The organism is Clostridiales bacterium, from assembly GCA_015243575.1.
Classification (GTDB): Bacteria; Bacillota; Clostridia; order Peptostreptococcales; family Anaerovoracaceae; genus Anoxybacterium; species Anoxybacterium hadale.
The window spans coordinates 2095414-2119678 of record CP042469.1; the positions used below are offsets into that span (position 1 = coordinate 2095414).

22 protein-coding genes are annotated in these 24265 nt (G+C 42.8%); 6 read left to right on the top strand and 16 right to left on the bottom strand.

Annotated elements, in window-relative coordinates; genetic code table 11:
• Positions 1-55 precede the first annotated feature (55 nt).
• Positions 56-814, top strand: coding sequence for an SIS domain-containing protein (locus tag FRZ06_09155; protein ID QOX63506.1), 759 nt, complete (start codon positions 56-58; stop codon positions 812-814).
• A 163-nt stretch (positions 815-977) separates the two neighbouring features.
• Here the strand turns inward: FRZ06_09155 and FRZ06_09160 are convergent, their stop codons facing one another.
• Together FRZ06_09160 and FRZ06_09165 are read right to left on the bottom strand one after the other, a co-directional pair.
• Positions 978-1799, bottom strand: a complete 822-nt coding sequence (locus tag FRZ06_09160; GenBank protein QOX63507.1) for a hypothetical protein — start codon at positions 1797-1799, stop codon at positions 978-980.
• Positions 1768-2352 carry an RNA polymerase sigma factor gene (locus tag FRZ06_09165; protein ID QOX63508.1) on the bottom strand — a complete coding sequence of 195 codons (585 nt, stop codon included), beginning with the start codon at positions 2350-2352 and terminating at the stop codon, positions 1768-1770. Before FRZ06_09165 ends, FRZ06_09160 begins: the two co-directional genes overlap by 32 nt.
• Positions 2353-2589: 237 nt before the next feature.
• On the opposite strand from FRZ06_09165, the gene FRZ06_09170 reads away from it, so the two are divergent.
• Together FRZ06_09170 and FRZ06_09175 are read left to right on the top strand one after the other, a co-directional pair.
• The gene (locus tag FRZ06_09170) at positions 2590-3150 is read left to right on the top strand and encodes a sigma-70 family RNA polymerase sigma factor (GenBank protein QOX63509.1); all 561 of its coding nucleotides are present in this window, start codon (positions 2590-2592) and stop codon (positions 3148-3150) included.
• Positions 3147-4292, top strand: coding sequence for a DUF4179 domain-containing protein (locus FRZ06_09175; GenBank protein ID QOX63510.1), 1146 nt, complete (start codon positions 3147-3149; stop codon positions 4290-4292). The genes FRZ06_09170 and FRZ06_09175 overlap by 4 nt, the downstream gene beginning before the upstream one ends.
• Before the next feature lie 100 nt (positions 4293-4392).
• On the opposite strand, the gene FRZ06_09180 is transcribed toward FRZ06_09175, so the two are convergent.
• A complete protein-coding gene (locus tag FRZ06_09180; GenBank protein ID QOX63511.1) occupies positions 4393-5337 on the bottom strand; it encodes a DMT family transporter in 945 nt (314 codons plus the stop codon).
• Between the two features lie 162 nt (positions 5338-5499).
• On the opposite strand from FRZ06_09180, the gene FRZ06_09185 reads away from it, so the two are divergent.
• Positions 5500-6396, top strand: coding sequence for a LysR family transcriptional regulator (locus tag FRZ06_09185; protein QOX63512.1), 897 nt, complete (start codon positions 5500-5502; stop codon positions 6394-6396).
• A 127-nt stretch (positions 6397-6523) separates the two neighbouring features.
• On the opposite strand, the gene FRZ06_09190 is transcribed toward FRZ06_09185, so the two are convergent.
• The 6 genes from FRZ06_09190 to FRZ06_09215 form a co-directional block, all read right to left on the bottom strand.
• On the bottom strand, positions 6524-7516 hold the full coding sequence (locus FRZ06_09190) for an ABC transporter permease (protein ID QOX63513.1): 993 nt from the start codon (positions 7514-7516) through the stop codon (positions 6524-6526).
• Positions 7517-7527: 11 nt separating this feature from the next.
• Positions 7528-9024 (bottom strand): sugar ABC transporter ATP-binding protein, encoded by a 1497-nt coding sequence (locus tag FRZ06_09195; protein ID QOX63514.1) that lies wholly within the window; start codon positions 9022-9024, stop codon positions 7528-7530.
• A gap of 12 nt (positions 9025-9036) precedes the next feature.
• A complete protein-coding gene (locus FRZ06_09200) occupies positions 9037-10005 on the bottom strand; it encodes an ABC transporter permease (GenBank protein ID QOX63515.1) in 969 nt (322 codons plus the stop codon).
• Positions 10006-10094: 89 nt separating this feature from the next.
• A complete protein-coding gene (locus FRZ06_09205) occupies positions 10095-11246 on the bottom strand; it encodes a sugar ABC transporter substrate-binding protein (protein ID QOX63516.1) in 1152 nt (383 codons plus the stop codon).
• 528 nt (positions 11247-11774) lie between these two features.
• Positions 11775-12812 carry a GntR family transcriptional regulator gene (locus FRZ06_09210; protein QOX63517.1) on the bottom strand — a complete coding sequence of 346 codons (1038 nt, stop codon included), beginning with the start codon at positions 12810-12812 and terminating at the stop codon, positions 11775-11777.
• A 445-nt stretch (positions 12813-13257) separates the two neighbouring features.
• Complete coding sequence (locus tag FRZ06_09215; protein ID QOX63518.1) at positions 13258-14343, bottom strand: hypothetical protein; 1086 nt, start codon at positions 14341-14343, stop codon at positions 13258-13260.
• A 318-nt stretch (positions 14344-14661) separates the two neighbouring features.
• Here FRZ06_09215 and FRZ06_09220 point away from each other — a divergent pair, with 318 nt between their 5' ends.
• Positions 14662-15849, top strand: coding sequence for a hypothetical protein (locus tag FRZ06_09220; GenBank protein ID QOX63519.1), 1188 nt, complete (start codon positions 14662-14664; stop codon positions 15847-15849).
• A 38-nt stretch (positions 15850-15887) separates the two neighbouring features.
• Here the strand turns inward: FRZ06_09220 and FRZ06_09225 are convergent, their stop codons facing one another.
• The 7 genes from FRZ06_09225 to FRZ06_09255 form a co-directional block, all read right to left on the bottom strand.
• Positions 15888-17057, bottom strand: a complete 1170-nt coding sequence (locus FRZ06_09225) for a SpoIIE family protein phosphatase (protein ID QOX63520.1) — start codon at positions 17055-17057, stop codon at positions 15888-15890.
• A 25-nt stretch (positions 17058-17082) separates the two neighbouring features.
• A complete protein-coding gene (locus tag FRZ06_09230; GenBank protein ID QOX63521.1) occupies positions 17083-18777 on the bottom strand; it encodes a PAS domain-containing protein in 1695 nt (564 codons plus the stop codon).
• Between the two features lie 13 nt (positions 18778-18790).
• Positions 18791-19036, bottom strand: a complete 246-nt coding sequence (locus FRZ06_09235) for a (2Fe-2S) ferredoxin domain-containing protein (GenBank protein QOX63522.1) — start codon at positions 19034-19036, stop codon at positions 18791-18793.
• A 61-nt stretch (positions 19037-19097) separates the two neighbouring features.
• A complete protein-coding gene (locus FRZ06_09240) occupies positions 19098-20552 on the bottom strand; it encodes a 4Fe-4S dicluster domain-containing protein (GenBank protein ID QOX63523.1) in 1455 nt (484 codons plus the stop codon).
• A gap of 122 nt (positions 20553-20674) precedes the next feature.
• A complete protein-coding gene (locus tag FRZ06_09245; GenBank protein ID QOX63524.1) occupies positions 20675-21598 on the bottom strand; it encodes a LysR family transcriptional regulator in 924 nt (307 codons plus the stop codon).
• Positions 21599-21709: 111 nt separating this feature from the next.
• A complete protein-coding gene (gene ytvI, locus FRZ06_09250; GenBank protein ID QOX63525.1) occupies positions 21710-22783 on the bottom strand; it encodes a sporulation integral membrane protein YtvI in 1074 nt (357 codons plus the stop codon).
• A gap of 192 nt (positions 22784-22975) precedes the next feature.
• Positions 22976-23296: an LPS biosynthesis protein gene (locus tag FRZ06_09255; protein QOX63526.1), complete on the bottom strand. Its 321-nt coding sequence runs from the start codon at positions 23294-23296 to the stop codon at positions 22976-22978.
• A gap of 296 nt (positions 23297-23592) precedes the next feature.
• Between FRZ06_09255 and FRZ06_09260 the strand changes: the two genes are divergently transcribed.
• On the top strand, positions 23593-24243 hold the full coding sequence (locus FRZ06_09260; protein ID QOX63527.1) for a DUF1906 domain-containing protein: 651 nt from the start codon (positions 23593-23595) through the stop codon (positions 24241-24243).
• Positions 24244-24265: the final 22 nt, after the last annotated feature.

A 24265-nucleotide genomic window follows, 5' to 3' on the forward strand; every position in this document is an offset into this window, starting at 1 on the left:
TTTGATCTAAAAAGGAATAGAAGACAATTAATCTATAATAGGAGGAAGAATGGCGATGATGGAACAAGAAAACAAAAGCAAGTGTTTTGACTATGCTGCACACCTACTGAATATCTTAAACCGTGCTTTAGAAACACAATGGGAGTCCATTGATCAAAGCGGCTTTTCCATGGCAACTGCCATAAAAAATGGCTGTTCCATTTTTGTATTTGGTGCGTCCCACGCTGGGATCATTGCACAGGAGATGTTCTACCGTACAGGTGGCTTGGCTGTAATGAACGCCATACTCCCTGCAGAGTTTATGCTGAATACCCGCCCGGTAACCCAATCCAGCGACATGGAACAATTAGAGGGCTATCCCTCTATCATTCTAAGCAATACTCCGATTCAGGCAGGCGATGTTCTGATCCTCCATTCCGTGTCAGGTCGGAACACCGCAGCAATCGAGATGGCTGATGCAGCACGAAAGCGCGGAATCTTCACCATCGGCATCACGAATATGACCTACACCAAAGGCGTCACTTCACGTCACAAGAGCGGAAAAAAGCTCTGCGACCTTTGCGATATTGTCATTGACAACTGTGGTGATTTCGAAGATTCCAGCATGCTTTTAGAAGGGATGAATCAGAAAATCGCACCTACTTCAAGCGTCATCGGCTGCGCCATCGTTAATATGCTTCTGATCAGAACCGTAGAATATCTGCTGGAGTTTGGTGTGGAGCCTCCCATTTTCCGCAGTGCTAACGTCGACGGCGGCTCTGAATTTAATAAGCTCCTATTTGAGAAATATAAAGATCGAATTCATTATATGTAGAATCTAAGCCCAGTAATGCAGCAGGGTGCCCAAAGATAAGCGATAACCGTCTGCCGACGGCGCTTTTCTTTGAAGCACCCAGCTTTTCATTTGTCGATATTCAGGAGTCCAAGGCCTTGGCACCTTTCCATATCAGATAGCCACTGCCTCTGCACTTCTAAAATTAGTCTGCAATAATTTCCTTTGCCATGTTAATAAAATCGTCCTTGTCGACAGCAAAGCCGTTATCCATGAGGTTGTAGGAAATCCCGTCCTGCATCCATCTCAGATACTGAACCTCTGTCACTTCAACTTTCTCAGAACCCTCGCTGAGCCACATTTTTTCCTGATCTACGAGTTTCTGTTCTTCTGCTGTGGGAATATAGCCTTCGGGAGTAACCTTAAAGGTTACTTTAGAATAGATCAGATCCATATCTCCCAAGGAAACCGTTTCTTCATTCATTCCAAGTTCAGTGTCGTTGATGCCTTCCGTTTTCGGGTCTGCACTCAGACTGATATACTGTTCCTTGGAAGCACCATCCTTCGTATAGTTGAAATTGATTCCCTCATATGCATTTACCGTATTTTTGTCTCCGTCCAATGCCTTGGTGCTGGATACCGAGGCATCTTTAAAGTAAAATCCGTTTGAGAAGGAGTCCACATAGTTTGGAACGTAGTTCACTGCCTTTTCTACCTGCTTTGCCGTAGGAAACTCATCAAAAACATCTTTTGAAGTACTTACCAAGCTGCTGATCTGTGTCGCTGCAAAGCTGGTTGCAGCAGTTAAGATGACGATCAAGGAGGCCACTACCACCGGCTTCATCCCTTTTATTCCCATACCTTTAAAAAATCCTTTATTCATTTCACAATACCCCTTTTCTTTCTCATTAATTTCAGCATGTATCCTGTCCAGCAGGAATTCCGGGACAACCGCTTCCCGCGCCTTGTCCTGTAGTACTTCAGCAATCCTTCGATCAATGACCGGATTCGTAGCCGGCTTTCCCATAATACTCCTCCCCTTTCACGTTTAAGCGCTCCAGATTATTTTTTAATATCTTGCGGGCAAAATACAGTCTGGATTTTACAGTGCCTTCCAGACACCCCATGACTTCCGCAATCTCTTTCGTGCTCAACTCACCGTAATAATAAAGCATCACTGCTGTCCGTTTCTTTTCATCCAGACGCTGGATCTGGCGGTAAAGCAGTTCAGACATTTCCTGCTGCAGATACATCTGCTCACTACTGATTTCCCGGTTCCAATCCCCTTTCTCCGGCAGATCAGAAACGGGAATGTTTCTATTCTCCAATTTGGAATGTCGCCATGCGGTGCGGACCAAGAGTCTGTAAAACCATGTTTTGAAACGTTCCGGGTCTTTTAGCCCCCGGATTTCCAAATAGCATTTAACAAATGCTTCCTGTGCCACATCCTCTGCCGTCGCCTGATTTCCGGTAATCAGGTACGCAGTTTTCACCGCTCTGGCTTTATAACGATCGAAGATTCTGCTGAAAGAGTCCGCGTCGCCGTTCTGGATCCCTATAATCAGTTCGGATTCATTCATGAAATCCCCCTCCTTGTTTGGTGCACCTGTATATAAGAGCACCGGGATTGGCAATCGGTTCAAAATTTTTTTCCTATTCAGCATAGCATGTTTTCTCGATCAAAATAGGCGATCCTGCTATAATTAAAAATAAATTAATGCTTTCTTAAGTATTTTGATAGAAATCAACTGCTGCGTTGCGAAATAATTTGTGTAAGAGGCCAATTACAAAATCAGGATCCTGCACAGGAGCGTGTAATGAAAATAACAGAAAAGAATTTTATTGAGCAATTAAATAGAAAAAATGAAAAAGCCCTTGATTACGTATTATTGGAATACGGCTGGATCATCCAGACCGTCACCAGAAAACACCTGCACAATTTGCCTGAGCTTCAAAAGGAATGCGTCAACGATGTTCTCCTTGCTGTATGGGAACACATCGAAAGCTATGACAGCAAGCGAAGCACCTTTAAAAACTGGCTTGCCGGGGTATCCCGTTTCAAAGCACTGGACTCCATGAGAAGGCATCTCCGCTACTCCTGCGAGGAGTCACTGGAGACAACGGAAGCATTTACCGGTGTTCAAACGGATGCCCCATTCCTGGAGCGAGAACTATCGGAGGAGACAACAGCACTTCTTTCTTGCTTAAATCCATCCGATCAAACTCTTTTTATCCGACTCTTTTTTCAGGAAGAGACGGTTCAAACGGTCGCTGCCGATATGGGGATTCGCACGTCTGCACTCTACAACCGTATTTCAAGGGGAAGAAGAAAAATTCAAAGGGAGTATTTACAAAATAGAAAGGAACGAATCGAATGAATCAGATATATTCCATGTTGAACGATATCAAAACAGATCCCGATTCCTATGAAAGAGAAGAATTATCCGAGGTAGACCAGAAACGCATATTGAAGGATCTTAAAGCTTCCGGCAGATTAGACAATGGTTGTACACAGCCGGAAGCCGCCAAAATCAGAAGTCGATTCCACCAATCCGGTACCAACGAAATCGGTAGCCATCTCCAACAGTCCGGCACCGGTAAAGCAAGTCGAAGCAGCTTTCTGAAAGCTGGAACCGGCAAGCTAGCCTCAGCAGCAATCTGCGGATTCATTGCAGCAATTATGATCGGAGGAATCGCCTATGCGGATGAGATTCAAGCCGCTGCGAAGAGTGCAAGCTGGCAGATCGCCAGTTATCTCGGCATCGAAAAAGAGCTTGACGACTATGTTACTGTTGTGAGTACCTCCCGCAGCAGTAAAGGTTATACAGTTACACTGAACGAAGTAATTCTTGACCATGATGAGCTCCTCGTGTCTTCCACCGTACAATCGGGTGAAAAAATGGATGATGGCCTGCACGCATCCGCCAACATTTACATCAATGGCAAAAGAGCGTCGGAATCCGCCGGGGGATCACTCAGAAAGATTGACGAACAAACTTTGGAATCAGTGATCAGTTATAAGCTGAACGAGCAGTATACTGCTGATCCACTTGATTTTGAAATCAAATATGATTTCACCAGCCCTGAAGGGAAAGAAATCAATGGGAACTGGGATTTTCGTTTCAAAGCAAGCGGTACAGCGTTGGCAGCCGACACCATTCATATTCCGCTGCAGGTCTCCTATAGACTACCCAATGGAGAATTGATCCAGCTTACGGAATTCACAAGCAATAGTATCGGAAGCAAGATCTATTTCCAATCAGTGGAACCATCCAAAGAGGAAGGACGCTCTTATGACATGAATCTGGAAGGTACCGATCAGATGGGCAACAAAGTTATCTTCTATCTGAGCTACAGAAATCAAGAGAGAGGTGCCTTCAAGCTATCCGAGCCTCTTTTAGATTCAGCTGAGGTACTATCGCTGCAGCCTTATGCGGTGGCATTTCCGGAAAAGAGCGGCCGGTTGAGCAATGATTTCAAACCCGTTGGGGAGTCATTTGATCTGAGCTTGGATCGGTAACCCTGAAAGAGGAAATCGTACCCGCTGAAGGAAAAAGGGGATTTAAAATAGAATCATAAAATCCTATTTTAAATCCCCTTTTTCCTGTAAACAAATGTATCTAAAGAGATGACCTGATGGGTACAGCAGGTTCATTCACTTTATCGCTTAACTGATGAATCTGTTTTTCTGGAATATCTTCAGGCATCAATGATGCCATAATGATACTCGTCATAATAAGTCCTGCCCCAATAACACCTTTCATCGACAGTACCTCTCTCAAGAGAAAGTAAGATGCTGCGGCAGTGAAAATCGGTTCTGAACAGAAAGACATAGCGACATAGGTTGCCGGGACCTTTCTTAAGGCTATATTTTGCAAAAGATACGCAATGCAGGTACAGCCCACCGCCAAATATATGATGACACCCCATCCGATCATCGGGATGCTTCCCAGACTTGGAATGTCTTCAAAAATCAATGCAAAGATCACACAAAAAAGCCCGGTGAATCCGGTTTGCATAACCGTGACCGTAAAAGGATCATTATCCTGAAGATACTTGGAACTAAAGACCAACATACAAGCACCAGCGATTGCACACAAGATCCCAAAGAACTCACCTAAACCGAAAGTGAATCTTCCGTCACCGCTGCAAAGCAGATATAATCCTACGATAACAATTGCAATAGGCAATGCATGTTTTTTATCCAGTTTCGATTTCAATACAAAATATGATAGAAACGGAGTAAAGAGTACTGCAGTGGACATCAAAAACCCTGCGTTGGTTGCAGTCGTATAGATCAATGAAAACGCGCTCGTTATAAAGGCTGCAGCGGTACAGGCTGAGATGATTAAATAGGGAATGATCTGCTTTCTGGTCATATTCGCTTTCAGTCTCTTAGCGAAAAAGGGCAGAAGCAATAAGAAAGCAAGTAAATATCGTACTGCCAGACAAAACAACGGAGGAACAACCTCCAAACCTATTTTCATAATGGGATTGCCTACACCCCAAATAAAACACTCCAGTAAAAGGAGTGAACCGTAAAACACTGTACTTTTTCTTTTCATTTATTAACCAGCCTTCCCCCGCAAGCAAGCATTCCAATGCAGTGCTCTTACTCCACTCTCTGCTTGCATTCCAGCGCTTCCTATACTATAATACAATACAGGTTATAAGTAAAACGAGATTTTCCTTTATCGATTTAAAGAAATACTTATATGGTGATTTTTATGAACAATCAAAAGTATGAAGCCTTTATTAAAACCGCTGAGCTGGGGAGCTTTAAAAAGGCTGCTGAAGCCCTCGGGTATACCCAAGCTGGGATTAGCTATATCTTGAATACACTTGAGAATGAGTTAGATGTCCCCCTATTCATCCGAGATTACGGAGGCGCGCGGCTAACTTCGGACGGAGAGCAGCTTCTCCCCTGGATTCGTGACGTCTGTAACAGCGAGCGCAGATTGCAGGTGAAACTCAATGAACTGAAAAGCCTTGAATCCGGCACCATTCGTGTTGCAGCCTTTACAAGCGTCTCCATTCACTGGCTTCCGGGAATGATCCAAACTTTTTTGAAGGATCATCCAAAGGTAGAGTTCGATTTGCGCTGGTCAGATGATATTGATGAACTGGAGCGGCTGATTCGCAGAGGCGATGTAGACTGCGGCTTTCTCATTCTGCCATGTAAAAGCAACCTGGAAGTGATCCATTTGAAAAGTGATCCATTTCTGGTGATCCTTCCGGTAAATCATCCGCTGGCCAAGGAACCCTTTTATCCGATCTCCTCTCTTTCCGAATACCCATATATCGAGCTGAAAGAGGGTGTCTACTCCGAAATGAATGAAGTGTTTTCCCGCCATGGAATCAAGCCGGATGTTTTCATGACTGCTGAAAATGATCATGCTGTCATGGCTCTGGTAAGCAAAGGCTTCGGCTTCAGCATCTTTCCGGAGCTGAGCCTCCGAGGACCAACCTTTCCCCTGGTTCATAAAGAGCTTGAGGTTCAGGCCTACCGCGAACTTGCCATCGCCATTCGCTCCAAAGAAACTGCTTCTGCTGCCACGTTGGACTTCATCAGCTCAGTGGAGCAATGGGTTAGAGATTTTTATCACAGAGAGCCTACCTTATAAAAAGTTATAGGATTGGCTAATGAACTCACTTCCCCAATGAAACAACACCCTTCCCGGCTTTGGAAGGGTGTTGTTTCATTTGAGGAGAAGAAAAATGTACAACCTATTGTAATTTGTAAGGAATCAGCTATTTGATGATGTGAAGTGATTTTTTGTCAATGGTCAAGGCTACAACAAATAAGAAAATTGCTCCTTTGATTAATTGCTGCACTGCAGTGTCAAGGCCTAGCATAACCAGTCCATTGTTCAAGATACAGTAAATCAGCGTACCAATCACAATATTTGAAAATCTAGCCTTTGCACCTCCTGAGATTGGAAGGCCACCAAGCACCAGAGCAATCAGGATCTGTGTCTCCAGCTGGTTTCCCGCCGTAGCAGTGATCGAACCTACTTTTACAACATTCAGGAATGCTGCAAAACCTGTTAATCCACCGGCTGCAACAAAAATAAAAAATTTGGTCAAATTTGTTCGAATTCCTGAAAATCGCGCTGCCGTTTCACCTGCGCCGATGGCTTTCAAACAAATGCCGACTTTTGTAAAGCTGAATATTGCATAGACAAGCAGCAACGCTGCAGCCGTCAATGTAATCTTTAGCCAAGTAAGGTTTAATCCTGTAATGCTGGTTACGGCAGCTACGGGTGCATCGGTTGTGATGTAAGCGCAAAGCCCCCTAAAAAGATACATGGTGCATATTGTAACAATGAAGGATGGAATCTTACATTTAACATGAAAGAGACCGTTAAACGCTCCAATGGCAGCTCCTGCCATAATCCCTGCAGCCAAAGCCAGCGGAATACTATAAAAGGACAAATAGCTGATTACGATGGAAGCTATCCCAAGAATTGAGCCTTGAGAAAAATCAAGCCCCCCAATTGTCATCACAAGGAATACCCCTGTAGATGCTATCATCAGTACATAAACTTGGCTCAGGATCAGATTAATACTTTTTGCTTCAACAATTCTCATATCTGTCATCACAGCGAAGACTGCTATGATGATCAGCAATCCAATAAGCGGAAAAAAGTCGTGAAGCTGTGAACTTCCTATAGCCCCCTTTATTCTCCTTAGTTTGCCGATCAAAATATCTTTGTATGTCAATTCTTTTGTTTTCTCTGTCATCTTCTCACCCTCTAAACCATCTTCCGAATAAGGTCTTCCTCATTCAGTCGCTCGTTCCTGTGAAATTCTCCATTGATACTACCGTTTTTCATGATAATGATCCGGTCGCACATTCCTAAAAGCTCCTGTATTTCCTCTGAAATCATAATGATTGATTTCCCCTTTTCTTTTAGTTGACTCATCAGAGCGTAAATATCAGCTTTTACCTTGACATCGATACCTCGGGTTGGGCTGTCAAGGACAATGATATCCGAATCCTTTCCAATCCAGCGGGCAAGAACAACCTTCTGTTTATTACCTCCGGACAGATTGGATACAAATTGATCGATTCCGGTCATCTTGACACTGATCATACGGGCATAAGTCGCAGCAAAAGCATCCAGCTTTCTTTTCCTGATGATTTTCCGGTCTGCAAGCTCATGCATTGATGGAAGGACAATATTATCCCGAATGGTGTCATATACTATAATGGATTCATTGTCACGGTCCTTTGAAGCGTAAGCAATACTATGGCGAATTGCACCGGGAATCGATTCGATTCTGGTTCCATCGCTAAGTGACACAACTCCCTTTCGATCATAAGAAGCACCGAAAATCGCCTTTCCGACTTCATGCATCCCACATTCGCTTAAACCGCCAAATCCTAGAATTTCACCTTTATGGAGATCAAAACTGATATCACGAATCTGCCCCGGAACAAATATCTTCTTAACGGAAAGCACCGGATCATTGCTAATCGAACTGCCGTAATCGGTTCGGTAATATTTCCCTGCGATTTCGCGTCCAACCATCAGTCGTTTCAAATCATCTTCACTCACCTCACTGCTTCTCACGGTGTCGATATACCTTCCGTCCCGCAAAACAGAAATACGATCCGAAAAGTCGATCACCTCTGATAAGTCATGAGAAATAAAGATAACTGTATTACCTTCAGACTTAATCCGCTTCATATGTTTGTAGAGCTCTTCTCTTCCAATCTGGCTAAGCGCTGTGGTGGTTTCATCTACCACCACGATTTTAGGATTGAAGTAGGTTGCTTTCACTATTTCGATCAGTTTTCTGTCTTCAAAATAATAATGATCAATCATAGCTGTACTGTTGATTTTACCAAATCCATATTTCTCCAGCAGTCTTGACGCTTCGCGGTTCATTGCAGCTGTATTTTTAACACCGAATCGGACGAAACGGCTTTCTCTTCCAAGGAAAATATTTTCTGAGACAGTCAAACCAGAGAGGGTTCCCATCTCCTGTACGATAATCGAGACCCCTTTATTATTTGCGTCAACTTGATTTTTTACATGCAGTTCTTCCCCATCAAGAAGAAACCGTCCGCTGTCAATGGAATGGATCCCGCATAGCATGGATACGAAGGTCGATTTACCGGATCCGTTTTCTCCAATCAGCCCGTGAATTTCGCCTTTTTCAAATGCTAGAGATACATCATCAACCGCTTTCGTGATTCCGAAGGATTTGCATATACTTTCGGCTTGTAATAAAATTTCACCCATTTTAAATCCCTCCTACTTCACTACTACGCCTTTTGCAGGCCTGGTGGTAAGAGCAACTATGGTGAGAAGTGCCGCTCCTGTCACAACATTTTGGATGGTGGTCGGAGCCCCCAACGCTATAAATCCATTGAATATAATTGATATAATAAACTCGCCGATGATCATCGCCGGCACTGGTGTTCCATATTTTCGAAACGCTAAACCAAAAAACGTACCCATTAGTGGTGTAAAATTACGGCTCATGGACGCCATCCCCGTAGTTGCAGTCATTGAAGTTCCAAAGCTCACAGATAAAATAGCCATGATGCCGACGAAGAAGTGAAGCAGAACAAACCCTAGAATTTTATATCGGTTAACATTGATTCCCATATTCTTTGCAACATATTCGTCGCTCCCGATTGCGTAACAGTAGGTACCAACCTTTGTATATTTTAGTATGAAGAAGGTTAAAAGAAAGGCAATCAGTGCCAATATCATATTACCTGGCGCTTTTCCAAAGAACTGCAGCGAGGAATCCAATGATTGCTTCTGCCCACCCGAGGCAAAATAAGCAAGGCTTTCAAAGACCAGCATCAATCCCACAGTTACGATCATAGATGGAATTCTTAGCTTTGCATACAAAATACCATTGCAAAATCCGATGAGCAGTCCGCAGCTCATTGCTCCCACCAATAAACCCACATAGCCGAACTGCTTCGCCATGGTTACACCTACAATAGCCGATAGGACTACATTCGCCCCGATACTGAAATCGAATAGTCCCATAACAACTATGAAGTAAAAACCACAGGCTCCCACTGAATAGATAATACTGGATTGAAGATAGTAATACATCTTTTCCGGCGTTCCAAAATTATCCGGTGATAGTATTTTAAAGATGCCCCAAAAGAAAAATGCCAGGAGCAAAAGCAGCAGTATGCCGTAGAAACGGCCAAAGAATTTATTATTTTTCATTTCCATTAATCGCATTCCCGTATTCATGTGCACCATTCCTTATCCATATTAGATCTGAACTTGAGATTAAAATTCGGAGCCGCAAAGAACTGCGGCCCCAAAATCTCATACTAATTTTATTGTGCGTGTCTTTTCTGTACATCTGCAATGGACAGTGCTCCTGCTGTCTTTGCCAGATCGTCAAAGCTCATTTCACCCATTGCTTTGAGTTCATCGGCATTATAGGGGAGTTCATCCACAAAGTACTTCGCGTAGTTGGAATAATCCTCAGAGGAGGATACATAAAGATACGGGAACAGAATCTCATAGAAGCTGTCCGTTGATGTAGGGTATTTTTCGGTGATTGCATTATATGTCATCATAAAAGCAAAAAGTGGATCACAGTAGTGGCCGCCTGATTCTGCTGCCATTCCGCCGCTCGCAAGCTGAGCATCCAGATCCGGGAGGAAATCTGTTGATACGACATTGATTTTACCCTTCAAACCTAGTCCTTCCACTCCTGCCAAAGCTCCAATTAGTGTATCTCCTCCGCCTCCAGCTACAATTAGAGCATCGGCGTCTGGATTCGCAGACAAAATGGATTCAGCTGTTGACCTTCCTGTGTCAGAGGTGGTCCCTCCATATTGGGGTTCAAGAAGAACAACTTGATCACTGGGGTTGGCCTTATTCCATTCCTCAACTCCCTTTTTATATCCTTCCCACCTCAGAAGGAATGTAGCGTCACCTGCCTGCCAGCCTTCAAGCGCGATTTTGCGGGAACCCTTTTCACAAAGAATCTTGACCAGATTCATACCGTTAGCGATTTCATCTTCATGAACTGCACCAACGTAGTACTCGGATTTTTTTGCCAGCGCATATTCATCCGGATTGGTCTTTTCGTCGATAACACGGAAGAATTGAGATACATAGACCTGATTTTCTGTACATGTGTTGATGACAGAGGTCATTTCAGCAGAGGAGGAATTACAGATGACAATACCATCACAACCTGCTGCTGCAAGGGTTTCAACAGAAGCCGTTACCTGCTCTGAGACATGCCCCTGATCCACATACATGACTTCTACATCCAAGGCAGCAGCAGCAGCATCTATAATCTGCTTGCACTGACTTCCCAGCGTATCCGTGGAACTCCAGATGGAAACCCCAATTTTAATCTTGTCTCCACCATTGTTCGAACCGCCGGAATCAGTTCCCGAGCCGCCGCATCCTGTCACCATACCCGCTACCAGAAGTAAACACAGGATCATACTTAGAATTTTTCGTTTCATAACACTCTCTCCATTCTAAAATAGATTGGCACCAGACATCGCATGCGATGGCCAGATGCATTAGGGGAATGAAATATTTATTTCATCGGGAGCCTCTGCTTTCTGAGGCTAATCTCCGATAAAATCCGAAGGATTCTCTTTCTGTGTCAATGCTACGCTTATTCCAGGGGTAGACAACTCCCCGGATGCAAAACGAGTATAACATATGGCCGTAATTTTATCAATACAACTTATATACATTTTTGGTTTTTTTATAGGATTAACCCGGTATATTTTTTTTACCTTCCCACAAAATGACGTTTTTTTAGGAATTATCGATGTTATTTTACGATTCTTTGTCAATCTAGCTGTGTTTTTATGTTTATTACAGAAAAGTTGAGCTTAATTTGCATTAATTTGTGCATACAACTTATCAACCTCCGATTATGAAGGATCAACGCCAGGAAAATAACAAGGAAAATAACAAGAAAAAGAACCGAACTCGAATGAGCTCAGTTCCCTTGATTATGCCTTATTATTTATGTTGATTCACTCTATCTTCCACGGTAGTACCGAAGGAGTTTCTTCTTTATATTGCAGAATGTTAAGAAGTTTTTGCGCAGCCAGCCTTCCCAGCTGCTCCTTAGGATTCGCCAGAGAGAGGAACTTCACTGCGGATAGCTGTGCCAAAGTGCTGTTATCAAAACTTGTAAGCTCAATCTGCTCAGGGGTAGAAATCTCATTTGATTGGAGAACATTCAGCACCTTCATCGCGACTTCATCATTATAGCAAACAGCCGCCGTGCAATTTTCCAGGGTGCTCATAGTGAGACTGGATAACAGTTCATCACAGTTTTCAGTGGTAAACCAGAGTACATGGTCATCACTGACTGGCAAATCCACCGAACGCAAGGCATCAGCGTATCCCGCATAACGCCTGTGTCCTTGAATGTCATCACTTTTGAAAAAACCAGCAATATTTCGATGACCTTTTCTCAGCAATTCCTCACACACTTTTCGTCCCCCTGCCCGATCATCTGCTACCACATAGATGGGCTTTTTCAAGTCAGGGTAAAAGCCGTTGATAAATACAACGGGAATTCCAAGCTCTTTAAAGCGGGCATAAAGATCTATGTTGGGGTTTGGAAGTGCCGTCTTCGTACCTTCCACTATGATTCCATCAATGGGTTTTTGGAGAAACTCTGTAAGAATCCTTCGTTCATTATCCACCCTGTTCCTGGTTGCAGATAACATGGGAGTATAGCCGTTTTCCGATAGGACTTCATCAATACCATGCAAAATAGCAGGAAAGATATATTCACCGATATAGGTTGTTACCACTGCGATATTATGTGTTGCAGCTCTTTTTGGTACTGCGCTGCGTACATAGGTGCCGCTACCTCGTATGCGGCTGGTGAGTCCTTCCTTTTCAAGCAGGCTCATTGCTTGACGTATTGTTTGCCGACTGTAACCGGTTTGATCAACCAGTTCATTTTCACTAGGAAGCCGTTGCCCTTCCGTATAGACTCCCGTTTGAATGTCTGTCCGCAGCTTGTTTGAGAGTTCTTTATATTTGTGTTCGCCCATATTCTCTTCCTTACTACATTTTGTCCCAATTGTACCATACAACTTTTATGCTGTAAATCGTTATTCAAAAGAAATGATTGAATTAATTTAAGATTTCATACCCTAATTACATCAGCCTTGAATGTGTACAGAATAGAATTGAAAAGTAGTCATTGTAGAAAAAACCAAAAAGACCCAAATGTCGCTTTTGTATTTTTCTTGACGAAACCGCTGATATTCCAACGTTTACTCTTCCTGCTTTCAGAGCTTTCATATATAAGATCGCTTATTTATAATAGATAATCTTTACGCGTAATGACAATTCCTATCGTGCCGAGTTCTTTATTATATTATGATAATAATAACATATTCTATGCAACATCTATGTTACTAAGTGCGAAACCACAGCCTGCGGCAGCGATAAAATTCTATCATCTTTAGGCCTGAATCATAGAATGAGGCTCATTTATAATTCCAATTCATTAAACTTGATTTCATAACAGAATTCAAGTTTTCTGTAGTAATCACGCTCAACAAAATCAGAGGGTTTTACCTTCGCTGCGGCATCTGTGAAGTATGACAAACCGGCTATTTTCAGCATAAGGTATACAAACTGTGAGCAGAACATGATATTGGGCCGTATTGAAAATTTCGTTACAAGCCCCACAAGATTATAAGCACTGCCCTTGCTGTTGATTTCCATGATCTTATCCAGAACGATCATTTTCTGTAGTTGGGTTGCCCGGATCCGATAAACCAGTACGGATGCATCTTGCTTCTTTCGAAAGGATGCGAGGTACTCTTTATTCAAGCCTGGAGGCGACACATTTTCTCCACCGTTGTAGCTGATGATCGTTTTTAGTTCCTGATCAAAGCTCAAAGAGACGTGATTAAATGTTTTCTGTGTAAATACCGAAATGATTTCGCTGGCAGGGCTTCCAGTGCTGGAGAGTACGACATACAGGTTCTCATCATCCATACTTTTTCTGCAGTCTTCAAAATATTCTTCCGTGAGTGTGTTTCGATTTAGATATCTGCTATAACTATGTCTCGGAAGATCTTTCGCTATCTCACTTAAATTTTCCGGTCTCAATGAATCGGCGTTCTTCTGGAGATTTTCTTTCATGCTTTCCGCCCGGCTGTGCGCCTCTTTTAGCAATTCAAAGCTGATTACAGCCGCATCCTTCCCTAGAGCAAAGAACTGCAGGTTGAGTGAATAGAGGTATGTGAGATATGCAACGATTACCGGAGCAAAGATAACCAGTATGGCGGCGAATTTCTTTAAAACGAATACCATTCCCGTCAGCTCTCCAGCAAAACTAAACATCACCAGAAATACCTGCTGTGCCGACAATAACAATAAATAGAGGAGTATCAGCATCCATTTTACGCTTCTTCTTAGTTTTGAAGTCAGTGTATAGAAAAGTAAGAACATGGCTTCTATTGAATAAAGCACGGCATAGACGGCCAATGATTTTATGCTGATCAGATAGAGAAATATTAATAAAATTAATATTTGCATCGCATTTCTGTATAATATTTTTATGTTCATCTCCACATCCCCTTTTATCGTTCCATTGGCAACTTGGCCAATTTATTGGCTTGAGTTATCATCTCGAATAACAATATTGTTGAATCTATCTCAATTATTATAAAGGACAAGCCTGCATATTACAAATCTATTTGCGCTCAAATCAAAAGCGACGCTTATGTCTTTATCGTTTCACCAAAGCAAACGACACTCGTGTCTCTATAAACTGATTTAAAAATGAGAGTTTCGCTCCATCATTCTGAATTAAATCAATCCTTTAGTATCATATCTTTTTTTTAATAATATATTGATTATTATGACATGAGGAGCAGTGACTATATGAACAACAGTTTTGATCCCGAGTGTATTACATATAGCCAGATGAATTTGATCTTTAACGTCAGAATTGCGTGGAGGAGACTGGTAACCTGGACGAGAGCCTACCAGATCAGTCGATACGCCGGAATTGGGACAGAAGAAGAGTTGTTTTGTCGTCTGTATCATGAGGTACAAAATTTTAGTGATATGATTCAGATTATTTTCGGACGTGAAATTTCCAGAAGAAATGCAGGGTATCTATTACAATATACGATTATCCTCAGAGACTCAATATCAGCGCATATTGCAGGGGATACGGAAGCAATCCAGAGAAACCTAGAACGCTTTTATAATGCGATCCAGGAAAATGCAGCCTTTCTTGCAGATATCAATCCATATTGGAATGAAGAACAGTGGCGTATTATGCTGGAAACCTATCTCCAATACACAATAGAAGAAGGCAACGCATTCGCATCTGGTATTTATCAGGAAGATATAGCGTTATTAGATCTTCATACAAATCTTACAAATATCATGGGTGACGTATTTGCCAAAGGAATATATGATTATATTACCTCAGGTCAGAATTACATAGGGGCAGATTCTCCTCAGGTTATCCGGGAGTGCTTCACCTTGGAGCAGGTGAATGGAATTTATGAAATAAGGATGTTCTGGTTTGAACTGATCACATGGGTACGCAACTATATGCTCAGCCGCTATGCTGGTATCGGGAATGCCGATGAAGTTAAGGATAGGCTTCGGGAGGTTCCTGCAGCTTATGTGAGGAATCTAAGGCTTTTTTTTGGGAATCATCCGGCAATAGATGCCCTTGATATTGAACTGAATGAGTTTATTGATCTTCTTGATGAATTCATTACAGCCCAGCTTGCTGGCAATACAGAGGATATTGGCCGTATTACACAGCTTTTATATCAGAATGCCTCCGAACGAGCAGCTTCTGTCTCCCAGCTTTCCCCTTATTGGGACGAGAAAGAGTGGGAAGCCAGGCTGTTTAATAACCTCAGGGGAACCCTTGATGAGTCAACAACTTTTCTGACAGGGGAGTATGCGAGAAACTTGGATATTTTCAGCACGCTGATGGATCTGGCAGAAAGCAGCAGTGATTATTTTGCCCAAGGCGTGATCAACTACATCAGAGATCAACAACAAAAACAACCATCATCATCATTATCGCATCAGCAGCAGTAATCAACAACCATCAAATACCATCAACAACCATCAATAATTTAGCAGAAACTGATTTTGATTTGCTTCTGCAAACGATTCAAGCACGCTTCTAGCTGTTTGATCAACGCTAGTTTTGTATCAAAGTCAATTTCTGTTCCTTCATGAGATACATTTGCCGCCATGCCAAAATAAATATTGATATCGGTCGCCCGCTCAATCAAAAGAACCGCTAACTGGGAAGCGGCATCTGTCTCGCGGCAAAGATCGAGCAAAATCATAGGATCCTCGAGATATGCTGTGCAGAGTTCCAATACCTTTTTCAGCGTGAGAATTCCCTCTGTCACATAATCAACTCCGTCCATCTGCGACATATACGGAACGTTTCCGCCGCTGCTGTCCGAAAGCATACGCAGCGGTTTATTCATGTATTTGCTCACGGCATGCGCGGTACTTCCGCCGCACACTACTCTAATTCCATTCTTGGAAAAGAACAAATTCATGATACTATCATCCTCGTTTTTGTTTTCCGGTGGTCCAACCATCATATTGACAACCTGGCGGCTCCTGATTTTTACCACAAGCACTGAAGTATCGTCATCCAAAGAATTTTCGCTCAGTACCTTGCATCCATCTGCGATTCTTGCCGCGATCCTTGGAGCAGACAGTTCATTGGCTTCAAGCCTTTCCAGAAATTCAGCAAGATCATTGGTGCCCCAGCCATTTTCTGCAAGTTTTCCAATTCCTGCATTGGTTACGCCGTCCGTCATCAGGACAAGGATGTCGTTCTCTTGAAGCGGAACACTGCTTTCGTGGATTTCCTTTTCACCCACAAAGCGCACCTGAGTCTCATATACAAGCCGCTTACCATTTCTCATCACTATGGCACTGGGGTTATCGTACTGTACCAAATGAGCAACATTCCGCTCTAACTGCAGTACCGTAAAAGTAGAATAAGCCAGCTTTCTTGTCCTGCAGATGGGAAGGGAAGCAGCCACGGTTCCGACACATTCATCCAATGGAATATCGTGAGAGAGCATCGTACCCAGAATCGTAGCGGTTAAAGTGGAAAGAATATTCGCTTTCACGCCACTTCCTAACCCGTCCGAGAGAACAAATACCTTTTTATCCTTATTTTCAAACAGCCGAAAGAAATCCCCGCAGATAGGCTCACCGGTTTTATTAATACAAACGCAGCCCGTTTCTATAAAATGCATCTGTCGTTCAAACATGCTTTTCTCCTTCCTTCGGATTCACTCACAACGATTCTTCATCATCATCCATTAAAATAGTTCCTTTCAGATCATGAATAGCAATCTGGGTTTCTGCCGCTGTTTCTCCCAGAATGGACGCGATTTCATGCACAATGCGAAGCTGTTTATCTACAATATCATCTGCCATAGCTGCTGCCTGTATTTTCTTTTTCATGATAAAATTTTTCTTCTGACGTTCCGCTGTGATGTCTTTCATGATACAAACTACCATACTGCTTGCTTTATCAAAGACAAAGATCTGATTCAAATAAGCATTGTATTCTGCGAGGTATGTATTTTTCTCATAATGATCCTTATCGCTTGTTAGAAGATACACAAAATCAAACTCATCGAGAATGCGAGATACCGGCTGGCCATTAATATCCTCTTGCGCTAGTCTGAAAATATTACAAGCAGCGCTGTTAATATGCTGAACCTTCAAATCCATATCCACTGCCAAAATCGCATTCGGAGTGATGTTCATGATCTGATTGGAGAAAGATTCGGCACGCTCCTTCATAAAAGGCAGGCACATGTTGATCTCCGCTTTACCGTATATCACTGCCACCGCTTTATCTCGGCAGGATTCATAGCCGCACATGCTGCAGTTTAATTCATCCTCTTTACTGCGCTTGCCCATCTTGTGCAGTATTCCTTTGATCTGAGCTTCAGAAGGTTCGGATCTGCAACCTTTCTCCGAACTGGTGAACACCTGCTCCATCAAAGTATCGCTGCTAATATTATAATCTTCGTCATAGCCAGGAGGCAAAACATTCTGGTCCATTCTCATTTTCGAACAGAGCAGAGAAAACCCCTTTTCCCTGAAAGAAGGGCCTCCGATGCAGCTCCCTTCACAGAGGCTCATTTCAATGAAACAACTGGACAGTGCTCCACGTTCGACATCTCTTATCGCTTCCACACACGCTTGGAATCCGCTGACCGATAGGTAACTATGACGATCCCTTCGACTCATAGTAGATAAGATCCCACCGTGAGTCGGAAAATTCCTGGAAAGATATTGTTTTTCTATTTTAAGATCCTCTTGCTCCGTCTGAATTCCCGCTTCTTCAAAAAGTACTGCCAGTTCCTCAAAGGTTATAGTGTAGTCAACGAATGAACCATGTTGATACCGCTCTGCTTTTTTAGAGATGCAGGGAGAGATGAATACAATCAACGCATCGGGAAAGCGTTCCTTAAGGATTCTGGAATGGATTTGCATGGGAGTCAGCACCGGAGCAAGATTGGGAATGCAGCTGCGATAGTATTTCCGGATCAATAGATTCACAGAAGAGCAGCAGGAGGATATCATAACCCTTTCCGGCTGCTCCTCAATCATTCTCTCATACTCAGATTTGACGAGATACGCACCTTCCGCCGTTTCATAGGCATCAGTAAATTTTAATTTTAGCAAGGAGGTTCGAAGTGCTTGAAAGGATACAGAAAAATAAGCAGCAAACGACGGTGCCACACTGGCAATCACCTGTCTTCCATTTCGTATTGCTTCCCTTACCGTTTCCGTTTCGCTGATTGCTCCTTTTGTTTTCTGCGGACATACAATGGTGCAAATCCCGCAGAGGATACACTCCTCCGTCAGGATCTGCGCATAATGATTCTTTACCTCAATTGCCTTCACCGGGCAATATCTGACACATTTATAACAGTTTTTACAATTTACCTTTTCAAATTGGAGAATGTTCATATTTGCCCCCTTATTATAAGCAGGTTTTCAGCACCCTCGCCTTAAACAGATCTGCAACATTGCCCATACCAACACCTGATATGATTTCTTCATTTATTTTTATAGTTACTCCGTCCCCGCAGCCGCCGAGGCAAAAGGCTGGATGAAGACTTACCTTCCCCTCCAGCCCATTTTGACCAATCAAAGATTTTAGCTCTTTCATTACGTGATAGGAAGATCTTTGGTGGCACGAGCTGCCGATACAAACATATATAATCATTTGTGATAACTTGCCTTTCTGTAGTTCATTCTAGTTTTGCGTTCGTTTCTTTCGGTTGGTACTAAAGTGCATTTTCATCAAATATGGAAATGGCATCCGCAATGGTCTTTTCAATCGCCAGGTGGCCATAATCACCCACCAGCTTTTTATCCTTTGAGCTATGAGAGAGGCAAGCAGGTCCACCGATGCAACCCCCTTCGCAAATCATTCCTTCGATAAAATTCTCAGAAAGCACGCCCTTATTTGCTTTCAGCAATGCTGACTTGCATTCCGATATTCCATTGCAGGAGATCGGTTTATAATCAAACTGCTCCTGCGTAATTCCATGTTCCTTCAGTGCATGTTCAACAGCGGTTGCAAGACCCCCGGAGTGTGCGAAAATACGCCCGAAGTAAGAAGCATTGTCAAGAGGAGTCTCTGGAAGTGCCTCAAGTTCTATGTCCTTAGCGCTGAACATGGCCTGCATCTCCTCAAAAGTAAGAACACAGTCCACGTAGTCTTTCACGGCTTCATTCTGCCGTTCTGCTTTTTTAGCAATGCAGGGACCAATAAAAATAACCTTCCCAGTGGGATCCATCTGCTTAATTACTTTGGAGATTTGCGCCATGGGAGACAGGTTGTGAGAAACATGATGATTGAGAGCCGGATAATTTTTTTCTATATAGCTGACGAAAGCAGGACAGCAAGAGGATGTCAGAAATCCCTTTTCTGCAAGTTCCTCGGCTTCCATAGATGCAACCATATCTGCTCCGAGAGCCGCTTCAATAACGGAATGAAATCCGATCTGTTTAATGGCAGTGACCGCTTTTCCCGTAGTGATTTCCGGAACATTAGCATATTGGCTGACCAAAGATGGTGCTACAACTGCATAGATCTTGTATATTTTATTGTGATCTGATTCACGGATCATGCGGATTGCCTGGGTAATGTAGGACTTATCCATAATTGCTCCAAAGGGGCAATGATAGACGCAGGCACCACAGGAAATGCACTTATCATCCTTGATGACTGCTTTCTTAGTGTCTTTATCGATGGAAAGGGCATTTACCTTACAGGCATTGACGCAAGGACGTGTTTGTTTGACAATTGCGCCGTAAGAACAATGAGAGACACAACGGCCGCACTCGATGCATTTGCTTTTCACAATTTCGGCTTTTCTGTTCACAAAGGTAATCGCATCCTTGGGGCAGGAGTTCGCACATTTGTGTGCTATGCATCCACGGCATGACTGGGTGATGTGAATTCCTTCAACAGGACATTCATCGCATGCGATTTTTAAAACCTCCACCATATTGGTTTTTTGTGCATCTCCGCCAAGAGCCAGTTTCACTCGCTCTCCAACGATCGCCCGTTCTTTGTAGATGCAGCACCGCATCCGCTCTGCACCCTCTGGTATTATTACCGATGCCAGATCGAGAATATTCTCAGCAGTCAGTTCATTATCAAAAGCAAGTTTGGCAATTTCACGGAGCACGTCATGTTTCAATTGCTGTACATCATTATCAAAAAAATCCATAATGTGCACCCCCTTTCTATTTCATTGTACCGATCTATTGCCATAAGATGAAAGCTAAAAAAGGCATACTGCTACGATACAGTATGCCTTTATGGAATAACAGGCTGTTTTTCTTTACGGTTTCATACGGAGATCATGTCCCTTACCCGATAAAGATGACTCAGAAATTTACGGTCCGTATCCGTCATTTGGTATGCCTTTGGACGAATAATAACATCTCGATAAAGGTTATCTTTCACGAAAACATGCTTCTGCACTAAATGGTATCGCTTTAGCATCTCTTTTGGGATAGGTGATACCCACATATACGTATTCCAGACATCAGAGAGCACATCAAACTGGCTGCCCCGATCATAAAGCTCAATACTTTTTCCATTGCTCACGTTATGCATCGGTTTTTGAATTTCGCTTGTAGACAGCAATGGAATCGTATAATCACCATGGACAATTTCAATAAGATCAACAAAATTCTCAGGTTTTAATTCTTTCTGTTGCGCCAAAGGGCCGTTTTCGGACATCAGCGCCAGATAGTCAAATTCGAGCAGCATATCACCATATAAATCCAAGTCTGCCAGAAGTTTATTATAATACCGCTCGTATTCCACCGCATACCGAATGATACCCAAGCTGTGTTTGCGAGATGAGATATTCTGAATAGTCTTCATAGAATTGGTTTCATAAAAATTGATCTGAAGTTTTTTTGCACTGGCAATCTCGCTTGAAAACCGGGAAAAGGCAGTGGAAATATAGCTGGCCCGCGGCACGGAAATTCCGAAGTAATGGATCATCTCCTCAGCTTTGTACCTTGCTTCAACCATTTCAAATTTTTCAAGAATCTCCTTTGTGGAAAGCAGAAAATCATTTCCCTCTTTTGTGAGTGAAACACCCTTGGAAGATCGTCTAAAAATGGTAATCCCCAGCTCCTTTTCTAAGCTGATAACCGCTTTACTCAAATTGGGCTGATTCATAAATAAATTTGCTGCAGCTTGGGTCATGGATCCCGTTCTGGCAATCTCAGCCACATATTTCAGATCTGATATATTCATACTATCTTTCCTTTTATACTAGTACAGAGGAAACTAGGTTTGTGACATTTAAGCTTGTCTATTTTCCCAATAGCACTAGCGCCGCTTCAAGTGAATATTTTTGTCTTGCTATTAACGGAACAGCTTAATTACGCCAGTGCTGTTCAAATGACGGAGCAGAGACAAGGTAATGGGAAAACCAAACAATCCAATGACACCAAAGAGCTGAACACCGACAAACATGCTGATCAGGGTTACAACCGGATGGAGTCCGATCTGGCTACCAACAATTTTAGGTTCCAATATATTTCGAATGACTGTAATGGCTAGATACACCGCAAGCAACCCGATTGACATGGAGTAATTGCCCTGTAAGGCTGTGATAATCGTCCAGGGGATCATGATTCCCCCTGTCCCTAAAACAGGCAATATATCAAAAATAGAAATCATCAATGCAATCAATATCGAATTTTCAACACCGATGATAGTTAGCCCGATCGATAATTCAATAAAGGTGATGGTCATAATCAGTGCATAGGACCGGATACAGACAAATAGCGTTCCTACGATATATTCCTTGATCTGAATCACAAGTTCTTTGCCTTTTCCCGAAAACTGGCGCAGAATAAAGCCCACCAGCAGATCATAATCTCCTGCGATAAAGAAGGAGGAGATCACCATCAGAAGCATTTTGATGAAGAATACCGGCAAGGATGAAGCTATGCCTGATATACCACCGACAGCCATAACAGAAAGGCTGGAAATCAAATCTCCCAATGACTGTATGAAGTGATTGAAATATTCGTTGATAATCGTGATCAATGCCGGATCCATCTGGTAAACTTCCTTTTCAATCAGCTTATACATGGAGATCAGGTAAGGTTCCATCTGAGTGGTATAGATTGCCGGCAATCGAAGTACCAAATCCGTAGCGGTTGAAAACAGCTTGATCCCGATTAAAGCAATAAACGTACCGATGGTACAATAGAACAAAAGCACGAAAAAGAAGGCAACAGGCTTATAGGGAATGCGCAGCAAATCGGAGAAGAACTTCGCAGGCCGCCTTAGGATATAGGCAATGACGAAAGCCGCTATAAAAGGAGCGATCAATCCAAGCCCATATTGAAGCAGCAGATAAACCGCTCCTACAATAAACCCGTAATACATAAAATTAACTATAAACCGAAATCTCTTTCTATGATCCATATCGCTTCCTCCGTTTATGCCATGAAAAAAAGTGGCTGACGCCACTAATCAGGAAATCCCTGTTGTCAATTGAGCCTCTTTGCCTTCATTATAGAGGATAAAAACGAGGAAAGTCAATTGTTTTTCCCGTTCCCTTCCAATCGCTCTGATTGGCCTTCTGCTTATGAAATTTATCAGTTTCCGCGCTGCAGTTTATCGATCTTTCTGCGCATCCTCAATTTCAGGGGAATAATCCATCAGAGAACCTTCCGTCATCCTAGATAGCCCGTAAAGTTTCTCATTGATCATATCCCAGAAGCAGAACGGCAGATGATCTCTGTGACCCCTGTGGAGCACTACACATTCATAGCAGTTTCCATGATGAGGACATGGCTCCTTGCAGGAACAGTGATCAACACCGCTTTCCTTCACCTTCTTTAAAAATTCCATTTTCATTTCCAAGGCTTCTTTTTTTAGGCCTTGAGTAGAAAGTTCCTGCTGCTTTTTTACTATTTCATTATTGTCTATTTTCATAGATATTAGCCCCCTACTATGCAAATTATCTTGTTTGTGCTGATTTGTAACCGATATCGATAGAATACCTATCCTTAAACTTATATCATTTCGTAAGCATATCATGAACACTGCTAAAGGGCAAGGAAAAAGCAGGTTTCGATACAACAGCCTGCCGTATTATTTAAATTAATAAGAGCTGTCATCGCCTGTTCTTTTTTTCTGCTTTTAGCATAGTCATAAGTATGTCATTAAAATATTCAATCAGATTTAGGGAATCGTTGTAATTTGAAATCGACTTTTAAGAGAGGTTTTCCATGTATTTTTATGAATGGGGCGTTGATTCTGCACAAAGTGTAACGGAAGATACATTTCAGTGTGTAATCCGAAATTTGGGTTATCCAAGATTCTGGGGACGTTACCTCACCAGAATCTCCGGTGTTTCAGAAGGGCTGACGGAGCAAGAAGTCTTCTTTATTCACAGTAAGGGAATAAAGATCTTACCGATTTACAATGCGTTTCGGGAAGCAATCGGATATTTGCGGGGGATTGAAGCAGCAGAGGATGCAGTGTTCCATGCGCAGTCATTGGGGATCCCCATAGGGATACCCTTGTTTGCCAACATCGAGCGTTTCTTTGGAATTGATAAGGAGTGGATTCTTGGATGGACAGAAGCTATCGTAAGAAGGGGATATGTCAGCGGCATCTATCATGACCCGGTTACAGGCGATTTTAACCAAGCCTTTTGCGGTGCGGTGAACCAAAACGAAAAGGTAAAGCAGCTTACAGTATTATGGAGTTCTGAACCCGAAATGGCTCCAAGCGGAGCGTGGGATTCACCAAATTACCGCCCAGCCGTACCCGCTTGCGGCGGAAACGTGCCGATATGGCAATACAGCCGAGATACAACCCAGTGTCCTGTAGACATGAATTTGGCAGAAGATTCGTTCGTTAATCTGTTGTGGTGATTACACCATTACCCTTCAGAAT